The sequence below is a fragment of the Pseudoalteromonas luteoviolacea genome, assembly GCF_001750165.1.
Lineage (GTDB): Bacteria > Pseudomonadota > Gammaproteobacteria > Enterobacterales > Alteromonadaceae > Pseudoalteromonas > Pseudoalteromonas luteoviolacea_G.
The window spans coordinates 3259205-3276444 of record NZ_CP015411.1 but is presented as its reverse complement, the minus strand read 5'-3'; the positions used below and the strand labels follow the sequence as shown (position 1 = coordinate 3276444).

3 protein-coding genes are annotated in these 17240 nt (G+C 45.6%); all 3 read left to right on the top strand.

Annotated features, from left to right (window positions below; genetic code table 11):
- The first annotated feature begins 16 nt into the window (after positions 1 to 16).
- The 3 genes from S4054249_RS13785 (at position 17) to S4054249_RS13775 (ending at position 17230) form a co-directional block, all read left to right on the top strand.
- Positions 17 to 838 (top strand): SDR family NAD(P)-dependent oxidoreductase, encoded by an 822-nt coding sequence (locus S4054249_RS13785; RefSeq protein ID WP_052262096.1) that lies wholly within the window; start codon positions 17 to 19, stop codon positions 836 to 838.
- Positions 839 to 928: 90 nt separating this feature from the next.
- Positions 929 to 9958, top strand: coding sequence for a non-ribosomal peptide synthetase (locus S4054249_RS13780; RefSeq protein WP_046357816.1), 9030 nt, complete (start codon positions 929 to 931; stop codon positions 9956 to 9958).
- A gap of 3 nt (positions 9959 to 9961) precedes the next feature.
- Positions 9962 to 17230 carry a non-ribosomal peptide synthetase gene (locus S4054249_RS13775; protein ID WP_046357817.1) on the top strand — a complete coding sequence of 2423 codons (7269 nt, stop codon included), beginning with the start codon at positions 9962 to 9964 and terminating at the stop codon, positions 17228 to 17230.
- The last annotated feature ends 10 nt before the right edge of the window (positions 17231 to 17240 follow it).

Sequence of the window (17240 nt, the reverse complement as noted above, 5' to 3'; positions counted from 1 at the left end):
CATTGAGTATACGCATATGAGCCAAAAGCACAGCCGTGCTTTTGGCGTGATGTGGCCTTTAAAGAGAAGAAGCATAGTAATGGAAACAATGAATATTGATGGGGCTCCATTAAGAATTTTGGTGCTTGGTGCAACCTCAGATCTCGGGCAGAAAACCTGCCTTGATTTAGCAAATAAAGGTTACGAACTCCTATTGATAGGGCGAAATGAAAAAACCTTAGGTGCATTGGCCGAGTCTTTACCCGGACAGCATAAAACTGCGGTGGCTGATTTGAATATGCCAGACGAATTGACACCTCTCATTATCGATAATGCCAAGCAATATGGTGCATTTAAAGGGGCTGTATTTTGTGCAGGTGTACACGCGATGACCACGCTACGCCAATCGAGTTATGCTGATTTTGAGCAGATTTACCGCGTTAACTGCGGCGGCGCGCTGGCAATGATTAAGGCATTTACGCGCAAAAGCGTGCGAAATACAGCGGGTACAACTTCTCTTGTTTTGCTGTCTTCAGTCAGTCAGTCAGCTGGTGAGGCGGGCATCTCTGGTTACGCGGCCAGTAAAGGGGCGCTAGGCAGTTTAAGTCGCTGTGCAGCGTTGGAATTGGCTAAAGATCGCGTACTGGTCAATTGCATTGCCGCTGGCATGATCCAAACCAAGCTCAATGATGGCTATCAAGGCATGGCGCAACCGGGTCACTTTGAAAAGCTAGCCAGCATGCACCCGCTAGGGTTTGGCTCACCAGAGCATGTTTCAAAAGAAATTATTAATTTATTAGAAAGTGAATGGACCACAGGTAGCACTGTGTATGTCGATGGAGGCTATACATGTGCCTAATCACTGACAGCATTCAGCTAAATCATAACGCTCGCGGCGTTGAACGCCTTTTTATGCCATCACAAAAATAATAATGGAAGTATAAACCCAATGCGTAACGAACATTCTCAATCATTGTCTCAGCGCCAATTACAAGTTTGGCAAGGGCAGGAAATTGCACCAACTAGCCCTGTTTTTAACGTCTCTAGTGCACTTAAAGTGACCATGAGCGATTGCTTTGAACAGCTGCAAAATGCACTTGTTCAACTACAGCAACGTCACCCAGTGATCCACAGTAAAGTGGTGCTGACAGCGGATACACCTGAACTCATTTTCAAATCGGGCACAGTGCCGTGGCAAGCGATGGCGGACACAACTGCGAACGCCTCCGAATTATGCGATCAATATAATGCGCAATTCATTGATACCAGCGTGCATAATTTTGAATTTTTCTACCAAGTACTGACAGATTCTGAGGTGATAGTGTTGATCAAAGGTCACCATATAGTATGTGATCAGTGGTCTTTACAGATTTTAGTGAATGATTTACTGAGACTTTTATCGAGTGAGGATGACAGTTCAGCACTCACACCAGATATCGAATATTACGCTGCCAAAGATCAAGACTTTGCCGATGTAGAGGTGAGCCCAGTAGACTTCATCATGAAAAAGCCACACAGCGCTGATGCCAGTGATGACGTTGCCGTTCTATTAGACAATACTTCTGAGTGCATTGAGCCAATAAAGCATGTGGCTGCTGAGCACGGTATCAGCCCTTACTGCGTTATTCTTGCAAGTACTATTTTAACGGTGAGTCGTTTAACCAATGACGAGGACGTCACCATAGGCGTACCGGTCGCCAGAAGAACGCGTAAAAATCGTTACTTGTTAGGTCATTATGTTGATTTAGAAGCACTGACGATCACGGCGGTTCATCAAAAATCACTCATTGAACTATTACAGACCATCAGTGAGCAGCTGACTGCACTGCTTTTGAATAAAGCCCCATCAGGTTTGAGCAGCAAGAACATCAACGTGGTGTGTAACTATCTTGCACAGCTAAAAACATCTCATATTATCCCGGGCTTGATGCAGGTGCTTGCAGGGTTACCTGAGCAGCAGATCAGTTTAGGTGAAGATAATACGGTTACAGTGGAAGGCGTGCTGTTAACGCCGGTTGTGGCACAGTTTGAGTTAGACTTTACGTTATTTGAAACAGGTTCACAGTTGCTGCGTAAAATTGTTGCAGCAGACACACAGTTTAATACCAAGACTTTGCAAGAAGTTGGTGAAATACAAAAACGTTTTATTACGCATTTAGCGCAAGATGATGTCCATCAAATATGTGGCTGTATCAGCACACTGACTGAGGCGCAAACACATCTCATCGAACACCAGTGGAATAACTTCCCAGCAAAATACCCAGAACATAATTTAATTGATGGTTTTGACTTACAAGTTGCGCAGCACCCTGAGCGCATTGCTGTGATCACAGCAAGCAGACAAATCGACTATCATACCTTGAGTGAATATCGCTATGGCATTGCCTATCAAGTAGCCTCAAAAGCCGCTACCCGTGGTGAGCTGGTCGCCGTCATGTGCGAAAAGAGCGAGTACCAAGTGGCTGCATTACTGGCTGTTAATACCGCTGGTTGTGCGTATTTGCCAATCAATGTCGCTTGGCCAAATTCTCGTATTCTTCAGGTTTTACTGGCAGGTGGCGTGAAACACGTTTTAATCTCGCGTGCGTTATTCGAACGGATTCAAAATGAAACGTGGTTGAGCGATTTCCAATTCATCTTAGTTGAAGAGGCCGCAGCGAATAGTGTGCAGGCAGATAACCTGTGGCGAGAAAACTTAGAGTTACCTTTGCCACACGAGATTGCTTATGTGATCTTTACCTCCGGTAGTACTGGTAAGCCCAAAGGGGTTGTGATCACCCATCAAAGTGCCATGAACACCATTTTTGCCATTAATGCACGTTTTGAGGTAATGCCAGAAGACCGTATTTTTGGTATTTCAGATTTAAGCTTTGATTTATCTGTATACGATGTTTTTGGCGCTTTAGCCGTGGGGGCAGCGATTGTACTGCCTGAGCAAGGTAAAGTGCAGGACACAGAACATTGGTTAGACATGGTCGAAGCGCACCAAGTGACAATTTGGAATACAGTCCCACAGCTTGCACAGCTGCTCGCGAATGAGCAGGCATTGCAAGCGCGCAACGTTGATAGTTTGCGTGTTTATATGATGAGTGGTGACTGGATCCCATTGCGCCTACCTACGCAGCTCAGTGCTATGACGCCTCATGCCACTGTGATGAGCCTAGGTGGTGCGACCGAGGGCAGCATTTGGTCAATTTGGCATGAAATAGAAACAGTAGAGCCGGATTGGCAGAGTATCCCTTATGGTTTGGCCATGCCGAACCAAGCCATGTGGGTACTTGATCAATATGGCAACCATTGTCCAGCAGGTATTTTAGGTGAAATTCACATCGGTGGCATTGGGGTCGCTCAGGGGTATTTTAATGACCCAGAGCGCACTCAACTTGCGTATTTTGAGCATCCAACACTTGGCCGACTATATCGTACTGGTGACAATGGGTGCTGGAACGAGAAGGGCTACATTGAATTTAAAGGTCGTAAAGATTTTCAGGTGAAAGTACGTGGCTACCGTATCGAAATGGGTGAGATAGAGCACTGTTTATTGCAGCGCCCAGAAATAAAACACGTTGCAGTGATTGATAAAACGCACAATCAACAAAAAGCTTTGGTCGCTTATCTGGTAGGGGAGCTCAATGCATCGATTGATTTAGACGATGTAAGGCAGTTTGTGGCAAAACAGTTACCAGAATATATGGTACCGGCCGCTTTTGTGGTCATTGATGCTTTGCCGTTAACGCTTAATGGCAAGTTAGACAGAAAAGCATTGCCAGAGCCGGAGTTTAGTGCAAGCACTGAATACCAAGCACCGCGTAATGAGCTAGAGACAGAACTCTGTGACATTTGGCAGGACGTACTGGGCCTTGAACAAGTGGGTATAAACGATAACTTTTTCCAAATTGGAGGCGACTCAATCGTCAGTATCAGTTTGGTATCAGCCCTGAGGCGCGCAGGCTATTCCCTTAAAGTCAAAGATATTTTTGTCGCACCAAGCGTGGCGGAATTGGCTGAATTCATTACCGATAATGTTGATGTCGAGAAAGTGGAAGTACTCTCAGAGCAAGGGGTTTTATTAGGTGATTTTGACCCGCATCCAACGCAAAGTTGGTTCTTCTCGCAAAATTTTGCCAATGTGCACCACTTCAACCAAGCATTTAGCGCCTATTGTCCGAATGACTTATCTCATGATGACCTTTATGAGGCGCTAACCACTCTGAGCTATCAGCATGATATGTTGCGTAGCCGAAGCATTGTTGAGCGGAAAAACCGCTATTGTGAAGAAGTGTTGTTTGAATTAACTGAGCTAGGTATTTCGCTGCTTGATGAGGTACAAGTCAGTGAGAGCTTGAGCACTTTACAAGCCAAATTGGATATTTTTGCAGGTCCTACATGGCGTGTGGTCAGGCTAAAAGGGCATAGCGATGGCCGCGATAGACTGTGTTTTATTTTCCATCATTTGATTGTAGATACCGTCTCTTGGGGTATTTTACTTAACGACCTAGAGCAACTTATTGCTGGACAAAGCCTGTTGGCAAAGCAAACCAGTTATCGTCAGTGGGTGGATGGACTGGCGCAATACGCAGCGCGTAATCAAACGCAAACGGCTTATTGGTCTGATGTGTTGGATGGGCAGCCAACTCCGCAGTCTTTGCATGCATCACAGCAATTGTCACTGTCTTTATCGGTTGAGCAAACAGAGGTTTTGTTACAACAAGCGGCTCAAGGGTATAACACGCAAACGCAAGAGTTATTACTTAGTGCGCTTGCCATTGCTATGGAAACTGTATTTGGGTCTAAGTCTCATCATATTATGCTCGAAGGCCATGGCCGAGAAGCTATTGATGATGCACTAGAAGTGAACCAAACCGTGGGTTGGTTTACCAGTCTGTATCCCGTTAAGCTGGTATGTGCGCCATCTGTAGAGCAAACCATTGCTACAAACAAAGACATGCTGCGAGCTATTCCAGATAAGGGCATTGGTTTTGGTGCGCTGTATCAATTCGACCCTGAAAAGTTACCTGGGCCGTTGCCTAAAGTGTGCTTTAACTACCTCGGCCAGTATAAAGCGGCTGAACCTGCCCATTGGCAAATTACTGGGGAGCCTGTAGGCACATTGGTTAGCGCTGGCAACGACAGTGACTTAATACTCAATGTTTTGGGGCTAATTAAACAGGATGCGTTGAGCATTGAGGTTGAATCAAGGCTTGCGCCAGCGCAAGGTGCGCAATTTATCGGTGCTTTTGAGCGAGCATTGGAACAGGTGATTGCTCAAGGCGTGACGGCGATGAAAGCAGGAGGGGTGAGCACGCCTAGTGACTTCCCGCAGGCGCAGATTAGTTTTGAGCTACTGCAAAGTCTACAATCACAGGCTCCTTTAGAGGCTTTATATCCTGCCAATAGTTTGCAACAGGGTTTTATTTATCATGCCTTAAATCAGCCAGATGATGATGCATACCGCGTACAGTTGCTGGTGGACTATCACACACAGTTAGACCTAGAACTGTATCGAGCCGCTTGGCAGTTAGCGACTGATAAGCATCCAGCGCTGCGTATGGCATTTAATTGGCAAGCGCAGATGCTGCAAGTGATCAGTCAAAATCTTGTTCTCAGTGATGCGCATTTCAAAGTGGTAGATTTAAGCGCATTGCCAGAGTTTGAACGCGTTCAAAAAATGAATGAACTACTCAAACAAGATAGGCTCAAAGCGTTTGATTTGGCAGAGCCTGGGCTTTTTAGAGTGATGGTATTCAAGCACAGCAACACACATTTTAGCGTCCTGAAAACGGAGCATCACAGTATTGGCGATGGTTGGAGTGTGGGTAACCTACTGGAGACTATCAACGGCTTTTACAACCAGCTTAAAGCGGGTGAACAACCCATTATTCAACATGACAATGCCTATCAAGCAGCGCAGATACACCTCTATGAGAATAAAGACAAAACGGATGCATTTTGGCAGAAAAAGATGCCTGAATTTGAGCATGCTAATGATGTTAATTACCTACTGAGCCAGTCATTTGATTTAGTCAAAGAGCGTGTGGTTACTGAACCTGCACGCAGTCAGTTTGTTTTAGCGGGTGATGAGTTTACTGCGTTGAACAAGGTGTGTAAGCACTTAGGCGTAACGCTTAATGCCGCTATGCAATTTACATGGCATAAGTTATTGCAAAGCTATTGCCATGATCAGCAAACGATAGTCGGGACCACCGTGTCAGGTCGAGACATGCCAGTTGCGGATATTCATGCAAGTGTAGGCTTGTTTATCAATACCTTACCTCTAGCGGTAAATTGGCAAACCGATGCTTCGATTGCTCAAATGATGTCGCAAATTCAGTTGGAAATTGCTGATATTAATACTCATAGTGGTGCTGAACTATCCCGTATACAAAGCCAAGGTGATGCGTTATTCCATACCTTATTTGTGTTTGAAAACTATCCAATCCCAGAAGTGCAAGAAAGTGACCGTGAGTGTGTTGAGCAAGCAATGCAGTATCGTGAGACGCGCGAGAAAAGTGATTACCCAATCACGGTTATCGTCACTGCCACACCTATTCAGGTTGAGTTTTCTCTAAACTATTGCGCGCAGCAAATTGATGCGCTTCAGGCGGAGCAATTAGTCGCGCAGCTACAAATTATCATTAACGCCATTATTGATGAAGCCGAGCAGCCACACAGCCAAATTAGCTTGCTATCAAAGCAACAAAGCCACGAGTTGCTGATGCAAATTCAGCCGCAAGTTGCACCGATTCCAGAGCGTGGCAGCTTGAGTGAGATTTTTGCTGAGCAAGTACAAAAATACCCAAATAATACGGCGCTTAAGTTTCAAGACAAAGCGCTTAGCTATCAAGCGCTAGATGCGCAGGCGACGGCATTGGCCAAGGCGATTTTGGCGCGAGATCCGAGCATTGCCTCCGTCACAAGCCAAACGCCGGTTTACATCGGGCTGTATTTTGCTCCCAGTCTTGATTTGTTGGTGAGCATGATGGCGATATTAAAGCTTGGGGCCACGTATGTACCTTTGACGCCAGAGTATCCAAAATCACGTAGTCAGTTTATTTTGAGCGATACACAAACGCCAATATTACTGTGTGAAGCGGGGTTAGAGGCGGATCTAACTGAAGTACTCGATGGCTTAGATGCGCCTGTGCAAGTGCTTAGTTATGAAGAGCTTAGCCAGGAAAAAGTGGATATCGACTTATCTGTGGTGAATACCTCTGCAGATGATTTGGCATACGTGATTTATACATCTGGCACCACAGGACAGCCTAAAGGCGTCATGCAGCCGCATCACAACGTGGTACGACTGTTTGATTCTTGTGAGCAAGAATATCAGTTCACAGCGCAAGATGTGTGGGTGATGTATCATGCCTGTACTTTTGACTTTAGTGTATGGGAAATTTGGGGCGCGCTATTACACGGTGGCTGTCTTGTGATCCCTGACAAAGCATGCACCCGTGACCCGCGCGAGTTCATTGCCTTGTGTCAAAACCAAGGTGTCACGGTATTAAACCAAACGCCAAGTGCTTTCTATTCTTTCACTGACACCGCAGTGTCCCAAGGTGCCCAGTTACCAGCGCTGCGTTATGTTATTTTTGGTGGAGACAAACTTAATATGGCGCGTCTTGCACCTTGGTGGCAAGCCTATGGTGATACGCAAACCAAGTTAATCAATATGTATGGCATCACAGAAACCACCGTGCATGTGACATATCAGGAACTCTCACCGGATAACAATCAGCACCAATCACTCATTGGCCGACCATTGAGTGACATGTCAGCGTATGTACTTGATGCCAATCAAAACCTAGTGCCAGTTGGAGTTGTGGGTGAATTGTATGTCGGTGGCGCTGGTCTTGCTCGCGGCTATTTAAACCGCGAAGAGCTGACCCGAGAGCGCTTTATTGAGAACCCATTTGCCGCGCACTTACCTGTTTCTCAAGAATCCCGTTTGTACCGCAGTGGTGACTTGGTGCGCCGACTTGCTGATGGGCAGCTAGAGTATATTGGTCGAAATGATGAGCAGGTTAAGATCCGAGGCTTTAGAATTGAGCAGGGAGAAATTGAAAACATTCTCATTGCACATCAAGGTGTGAAGCAAGCAGTTGTGATCCCGCGATTGCTGCAAGGCACACAGCAACTGATTGCGTATGTGGTATCACAAGATGAAACAGCATTTAACCATGACGTGCTGCGCACTTATTTAGCTGAGCAATTGCCTGAGTACATGGTGCCCAGCGCTATTATGGCCATTGAGCAAGTGCCGCTGACGGTAAACAACAAAGTCGATCGCAAAGCGTTACCGGACCCTGTATTTGATGCACAAAGCGATTATGTGGCACCGACGACTGAACTTGAGAGTCAGCTGTGCGATATTTGGCAGGCGTTACTTGGCCTTGAAAAAGTGGGGATTGATGAGCACTTTTTCCGTATCGGCGGCGATTCAATCATTAGTATTCAATTGATGTCTCAGCTGCGCTTACTTGGCTATACGCTCAAAGTGAAAGATATTTATGAATCACCTACCGTGGCGCAATTAGCGAAAAAGCTGGAGCAATTGCCGCAAGACCAGACTGTGCAAACAGAGCAAGGAGTATTAGCGGGCGAGTTTGACTTACTGCCTGTACAGTCTTGGTTCTTTGATTTAGGTCTATCGCAACCTAATCATTGGAACCAGTCATTTATGCTAACAGTGCCTGAAACGCTAACCACGTCGCAAATTGAGCAGGCATGCCAGGCTTTGATTGAGCATCACGATATGATGCGCGTCCGTTTTGCGCTGCAAGGCGATACATATCGTCAATCGTATTTATCCCTTGAAGAGTTAGATCTGACAACTTGGTGTAGCGTTGCTCAGTTAGATGTGACTGGGCTATGTGATACGCAAATTGGGGAGCAGTTAAGCCAATGGCAGCAAAGTTTTGATCTCAGTGATGGGCCGCTATTTAAATTGGTGCATCTGCAAGGTTATGGTGATGGCGCCGCGCGGATTTGTTTTATTTTCCACCATTTAATCATTGATGGTGTCTCGTGGCGGGTGTTGTCACAAGACATGCAAACCTTGCTAACCGGTAAAGCATTGGCTACAAAAACCAGCAGTTATCGCCAGTGGGTTAATACCATACAAAACTATTCAGTAGCTCACAGCAGTGAGCTGAATTACTGGCAACATGTGGTCGAACATAGCAAAGCACTCAATGTTACTGAATCTGTCAGTGAGCATTCATTGTCTTTGTCGGTTGAGCATACGCAAATGCTACTAAGACAATCAAACGAAGGCTACAACACGCAAATCAATGACTTATTGTTAGCTGCGTTAAGTTTAACTCTGCCGCAAGTCTTGTCAGGTACAGAGCATGTGATCACCTTAGAAGGCCATGGTCGAGAAGATATTGATGAACGTTTAGATGTATCGCAAACCCTAGGTTGGTTCACCAGCTTATACCCAGTGAAGTTAGCAGCGTATGACGACCTCTCAACGACAGTGGTGCAAACCAAGGAAATGCTGCGCGCCGTGCCGAACAAAGGAGTGGGTTATGGGGCCTTTTTCCAAGCAGGTCAAATTACCCAAAAGCTACCGCTTATCAGTTTCAATTACCTCGGGCAGTTCAATAGTAGCGCTTCGGGCGTAGAGAGTTGGCAGATTGTCCAAGAATCTTGCGGGCAGTTAATTGGCGAGCAAAATGAAATGGCATTAATGCTCAACATTAACGGCATGATTGACTCTGACCAACTGATGTTTTCAATTCAGTCGCGTCTAGGCCAGCAGCTCAGTGCTGATTTTGAACGCTATTTTGCGACAAATTTGCAACATGTAATTGAACATACTGCACATATTGCCGAGCAAGGCGCAGTCGCCACTCCCAGTGACTTTATTGCCAATGACTTATCCGTAGAGCATCTTGCGCACTTAAACAGCGTACTTGAAGAGGCTGACTTGGATGAGCAAGACGATACCTGCGACGACAACATCATGGAGATATAAGCAATGTTACTTATTAAGGAAATCAGTGCACATAACCTGACTATTTGGGCAGAGCAAGGTAAGTTAAAATTAGCTTTTGGCAATGCGTCTCCAGATCCACAGCTGGTGAATAAAATCAAAGCTAATAAGCCAGAGTTAATTGCATTTTTGAGTGAACAAAACATTGACTCGGCGAAAGCGTTTAAGCGTTATATCCAGAGTCAAACTGCGCCTTCGCGGGGCATTGAGTCGGTGAGTCCGGCAAACAGCTTACAACAAGGGTTTATTTATCATCATTTGAACCAACCAGACGACGATGCATATCGTGTACAAATGATGTTGGATTATCAAGAGCCGCTGAACGTGCCTTTGTACCAAAAGGCGTGGGAATTAACCTCTTTAAGATTCCCTGCGCTGCGCACTTTTTTTAACTGGGATGAAGCCCTGTTACAAATCGTCTCACCCAAAGCGAGTATTGATAGCAATAGCTTTTATTATGAAGATATCAGCACATTAGGTGAAGTAGAGCGCGCAGCGAAAATAGATGCGTTGCAGCAAGCGGAGCGCGCAAAAGGGTTTGACTTGTCAAAGCCAGGCTTGATCCGTATTTCACTTATCAAGCAAGCAGAAGACTTATACACCTTACTAAAAACGGAGCATCACAGCATCAGCGATGGCTGGAGTGCGCCTTTGTTGCTGCGCAGCGTCCATGAGTATTATGAGCAGTTGCTCGGTGGCACTGTGCCGATTGTTGAGGTTGAAACGGCTTACTTGGCAACGCAGCAGTACTATCAGCAACACCAAGCGCAGACACAGCAGTATTGGCAAGAAAAGAAACAACAATTTGAAGGGGCAAATGACATCTCGGGGATGTTGAGTGCTTCCCTTGATTTGACCAAGCCAATGCAGGTCACAGAACCGGATACGCAACAATTGATGATAACGGGTGCTGAGTTTCATACCCTCAAAGCCATGTGCCAAAACGCCGGGGTGACACTCAATGTGGCATTGCAATTTTGTTGGCACAAACTGATCCAGGTTTATGCGGGCGATGAGCAAACCACTGTGGGAACCGTTGTCTCGGGTCGCAACCTACCAGTAGAAGGCATCGACAACAGTGTCGGTCTGTTTATCAATACCTTACCACTACAAGTGTTTTGGCCACAAGACACCTCTTGTGCGCAAATTATGGCGGATATTCAGCTGTCGATTGCGTCACTTAACAGTGCCAGTAGTGTTGCATTGGCTGAGTTACAGCCGCAAGGTGAGCGGTTATTCCATACCTTGTTTACCTTTGAGAATTACCCGATCAATCATCAAGGTGATACGCGTAAATGGCAGCTTAAAAAGGTGGTTGAGAAAATTGATTATCCGTTGTCCCTTGTTGCGACAGAGCAAGGGGGGACGCTCGATATAGCCATTAACTACAGTGCAAATTGGCTAGATGCTGACAAAGCGACCAAGCTGGTATCGCAGCTTAAAGTGTTGCTTAAGCAACTGGTGGAAGCGCCAGATCAGCCGCATCAGCAATTAGGATTTTTGGCACCTGATGAGTGTGAGGCAATCACGCAGCAGTGGCACTGCCAACAAGCACACTTTGAGTTTGAAAACGACATTGCGGGCATGATTGCTCAGCATGCGCAGGCTATGCCAGACAAAGTGGCTGTTAAAGCAGGGAAAGCTCAATTAAGTTATCACCAACTAAATGAGCGAGCAGAGCACTTAGCAAATACTATTTTGCAGCGCTTTGCTCAGCAAGGTGAATCGGTACAAGCCGATACCTTGGTAGGGTTGTATTTGAGTCCAAGTGCTGAAACTCTGGTGGCCATGTTGGCGGTATTGAAACTGGGAGCTGGATATGTCCCCATCTCACCTGATGCCCCAGAAGATAGGGTGCAGTTTATTCTGGCGGACACAGACACGCGCTTGGTGTTGACTCAATCTCAGTATGCCCATCGACTAGATACTTGGCTGACTGGCACTCAAGTTGGGTTTATCAACTGTGATAAACCCATGTTGGTGGCGAATAACCCACAAGATTTTGCTGAGCGTCGTAGTCGCATGAACAACATTGCGTATGTTATTTATACCTCGGGTACCACAGGCAAGCCAAAGGGCGTGATGGTAGAGCAAGCGCAAGTACTCAATTACTTTTTTGGGGTGCAAAGTACTTTATCAGATGCCCTTGAAGTATGTGATTTTTCGACCAACTATTGCTTTGACTTGACCGTGACAACCACCTTATGCCCACTCATGGCGGGTGGAACTGTGTGTGTTTATCAGGATGATATTGCCAATGTGTCAGCATATCAGGCACATTTGACAGACAATCAAGTACGTTTTGTAAAAACCACGCCAAGCCTTGCCAACCTCTTATTGGCTGACAGTGAGATAACCTTGCGCAGCTTAATGGTCGGCGGTGAAGCACTGACGAAGCCAGTGATTGATAAGCTCTCAATGGTTACTGAGACATTGATTGATGAATATGGTCCAACAGAGGCGACAGTCGGTGCCATGAACAAGCGCGTTGACCCAAGCCAAGTGGTCAATGGTATCGGGCATGCCTATCCCAATGTAGCACTGTATGTTTTGTCATCGGCACTTAAACCTGTGCCAGTAGGCGCAATTGGTGAGTTATATATCGGCGGGGCAGGTGTGGCTAGAGGCTACTTAAACCGTGACGATTTGACACAATCGCGCTTTATTCAAAATCCATTTTCAAATAGCGACGATGTTCACAATCAGCGGATTTACAAAACGGGTGATGTAGTTCGTTGGCTCGACAATGGTGAAATTGAATACCTCGGGCGTAACGACAACCAAGTTAAAATTCGCGGTTATCGAATTGAGCTTGGTGAGATTGAGCACGCCATATGTGACGTTGAGGGGGTTCAAAGTGCGGCCGTCATTGCGGATAAAAGCTGTGCAGATGGTGCGTTACATGCTTATTGGATAGGTGGTGCAGATAGTACTGCCTGTGAGAAAAGCATTCATGCATATTTAGATTCAACATTACCAAAATACATGGTGCCAGCTAGCTTTACACAATTAGAGGTGTTCCCTTTAACAGGCAATGGTAAGTTGGATGAAAAGGCACTGCCCATTCCTAATCAAAGCGTTAAACAGAGTTACAAAGCGCCAAGCAGTGAGCTTGAGTCGACCTTATGTGCGCTTTGGCAACAGGTGCTTAATGTTGAAACTGTGGGTGTGGATGATAACTTCTATGAGTTAGGGGGGAATTCAATTACGGCGATTCGTTTATCTGCGGCCAGCCGCAAAGCGCTTAAGCGTGATATTCCTCTCGAAGTGCTGTTCACTCATAATACCGTCGCCAAGCTGGCTAACGTCATTGATGCATCACAGGCCATTGTGATCCCTCGCAGTGATGCGGAACTTTTACCGCTTTCATTTGCACAGGAGCGATTACTCTTTATCGACAGTTATGAAAAAGGCAGTAGCGCGTATCATATTCCTGCCTTGTTTGAAGTCGGTGAATCGTTAAACTTTGATGCCTTTGCGCAAGCGCTTAATCAAGTTGTTGCCCGTCATGAAGTATTAAACTCAGTATTTCACACCCAAAAGAACGGAGTTTTAAGTCAGCGCCCAATGTCGACCAATATCGCTATTGTGCAGCATTCGGTGGCCGATGAAGCAGCACTAGAGAAGCTGGTTAGTGAATTGACCTCAAAACCATTTGAGCTATCACTGGATAGTCCAATGCGGGTGTATCACATTAGTCGTGCATCTACCCAATATTTACTTTTTGTATGGCATCACATTGCGTTTGATGGCTGGTCGACGTTTGTATTCACAGAAGAGCTTACTAAAGCTTATCTAGCTGCGTTGGAGGGTAATTCTGCACAGCTGCCAGAGCTGAGTATTCGTTACGCTGACTACGCAAAGTGGCAAAGGGATTACTTGCAAGGTGAGACGTTAAACAAGCTTCAGAGCTATTGGAAAGGTGCATTGGAAGGGTTTGAAACACTCGAATTACCTTATGACAGGGCAAGGCCAAGCCAAGTGAGCTACGCAGGTGAGAGCCTTGAATTAGTCCTAGATAAAACGCTATCCAAACAGGTTGTGGACAGTGCTAAAGCACAGCAAACCAGTGTGTACACCGTGATGCTGAGTGCCTTATATGTCACTTTGAGCAGTGTATCTGGGCAGCAAGATATTGTGGTTGGTACGCCTTCGGATAACCGTCATCATAGCCAAGTGCAGGCGCTTATCGGATTTTTTGTCAACTCGATGGCGCTGCGTAGCCAAGTTGATAAAAACAGGAGTGCGAGCGAGTTTATTCAGCACACGCATCAGTTGGTTACCCAAGCGAAAGTACATCAGGATTTACCATTTGAGCAAATAGTGGAGCTGTTGGCGTTGGAAAGAGACAGCTCGCGCCATCCTATTTTTCAGGTGATGTTCAGTGTGCAGAGCATGAATGCAGAACAAATCGTGCAGGGTAATTTGCAGTTAAAGCCAGTGCTAAGCGATAAGCTCAGTAGCAAAAGTGCGAAATATGATTTGACCTTAGTCGTGGATGACAGCACAGAGCAGTTGAGCCTGCAGTTTAACTACGCGATAAGTTTATTTGAGCAACCGACCATCGATGCATTTGCACAGCGTTATGTTCGAGTACTCAAAGGTATGCTGGCGGCACCTTCTGACGCGCTGCATCACATTAATGTACTCAGTGACACTGAGCGCACGCAAGTATTAGAACAATTTAATCAAAAGCCCGTGCATAAACCAAGCTCACTTTCGATCCATCGTATTTTTGAGCGTGTAGCCAACAGGCGTGGCAGTGACATTGCTGTGGTGTGTGGCGATGAGCAGCTGACGTACCAGCAGCTTAATCAGAAAGCCAATAAGCTTGCTCGATTTATCCGTCAGGCCTATGAAATAGACCAAAAGTCCATAATTAAACCGGATACTTTAATTGCCCTATATTACCCGCAAAATATAGATATGGTGGTGGCAATTTTAGCAGTGCTCAAAGCTGGCGCTGCTTATGTTCCGCTGTCGATGGATAACCCCGATGAGCGCACGCGGTTTATTGCCAGCGATGCAAATGTCTCTTTGGTACTCACCCAAGCGGATTTTCATGCTGAGCTGTCTGGCATTTTTAATACCGAATCTGGGCCGAGTGTCTTAGTTGCCGAACATGTCGGTGGTGAGAGCACTGCGAATTTGGATGTGGATACGGATTTAACGAGCTTAGCTTATGTTATCTATACCTCAGGAACCACAGGGCAACCTAAAGGGGTCGAGATTGAGCACCATGCTGTAAACTCTTTTGCATTGGGTAATAACTACTTGGATGCGTCGAAGGTGAACCGGATCGCTAGTATGTCGTCTTATGCGTTTGATGGGTTTATTTTTGATGCTATGTTCTGCTTGCTCAATGGCTTGTGTGTACATTTAGTGGGTAAGTATACGCGACTTTCTCCAGAGCTATTTGCTCAGTATGTTGAAGCGCATAAAATCGATGCAAGCTTTATGACTACGGCATTATTTAATGCACTGGCAACCAGTGGACAGCTCAAAAATAGCCCGCTTAAGCACATTTTGTTTGGCGGTGAGCAGGTTAATTTAAATGTGGTGAATGCCTTTAAGCAAAGTACACCGCAGGTGAAGTTAAGTCATGTATATGGTCCGACAGAAACCACCGTGTTTGCCTCAGTTTGCCATCTTGATGATAGTCGTGTAAATGCGCCCATTGGTCACGCCTTAACAGGCAAAACCTTGTATGTCTTAGATCCAATGGGGAATCCAGTTCCTGTGGGTACACCGGGTGAGCTTTACATTGGTGGTGAAGGGCTTGCTAGAGGGTATTTAAACCGTCCAGATCTCACGGCAGAGAAATTTATTACAAACCCATTTGTAGACACTTCAAAAAACAGCCATATCGAACCTCGTATGTATCGCACTGGAGACATTGTAAAGTGGCAAGCTGATGGCAATATAGAGTATGTTGGTCGAAACGATAAACAAGTGAAGATACGCGGCTTTAGGATTGAGCTGGGTGAAATCGAAAGCGCCATTTGTAGCATTGCAGGGGTGAAACAAGCTGCGGTAATTGCAAAGCAAAACGGGACTGAAAAGTATCTCGCAGCGTATGTTGTGAGCGACGATACCGATGCTGATAAAACAAAGCAGATCATAGATGATTTACAGACTGCGCTGCCAGACTTTATGGTGCCTTCAGCGATGACGTTACTTGATAAAATTCCGCTCAATGTCAACGGCAAGCTGGATGTAAAGTCTTTGCCAGAACCTAATTTTATTAAAAGTGATGAATATGTAGCGCCACGCGATGCCCTTGAGCTTAAGTTATGTGAGCTATGGCAATCTGCACTAGGCCACTCGCAAATAGGGATCAGCGATGACTATTTTAAGTTGGGAGGCACTTCAATTGCCGCGATTAAACTGACACAAGTGATAAACCAAACCATTAACTGTAAGCTTTCTGTGGCTGATTTGTTTAAATCTCCTACCGTTCATGGCCTTGCAAGTTTGGTACGTAATCAAGCACGTGACGGACAATTAGTGAAACGTTTAAATGACTTTAGCGATGGTTTACCAACCCTTGTGATGGTCCATGCTGGCAGCGGCGGCTGTGAAGTTTATCAAGGGCTTGCAGCAGAGTTAAACGGGTCGTTTAATTGCTTAGGCGTTGATAACTATAACCTCATTAATAACGAAAAAATTAGTCAGTTAGATGTACTAGCCAAGGTTTACTACGATGAAGTGTGCACTCACATTGAACCTGATAAAGTTTGCCTATTAGGCTGGTCACTCGGTGGTAATATTGCACTCGAAATGGCTGGTTTATTTGAAAGAAACCACAGTGCTGACATAAAAGTGCTGCTTTTAGACACTATTATCAAGTCAGGGAAACTCAAAACGCTGACGCAAGAGTTTGAGTCTGAAAATGAGCAATTGTTTATCGCACGAATGCGTGAACTTGGCTATGAAATAGATAGTATCAATGCAATGATTAAAGCGCGTAAGGCCGAAGGGCAATTGGACTTATGTCCGTTGAGCCAGCCGCTGAAAACGGCTCAGGTGCATTTATTTAAAGCTGGCCAATATGAGGCTCAGGTGTCGGATGCGCTGACACGTGAATGGTCACAAACGCTGGATGCTATTTCTGATAACAACGTGGAAGCATTTATTGGTGTTAAAGTGGATTGTACTTTACTTGAGCAGCGACATCATGGTGATATCTTGCAAAGTCATGCTGAAATCAAGGCCGTATTGGAACATGAATTTGGTTTTGGCAATAAAGGTTAAAAGGTATTTA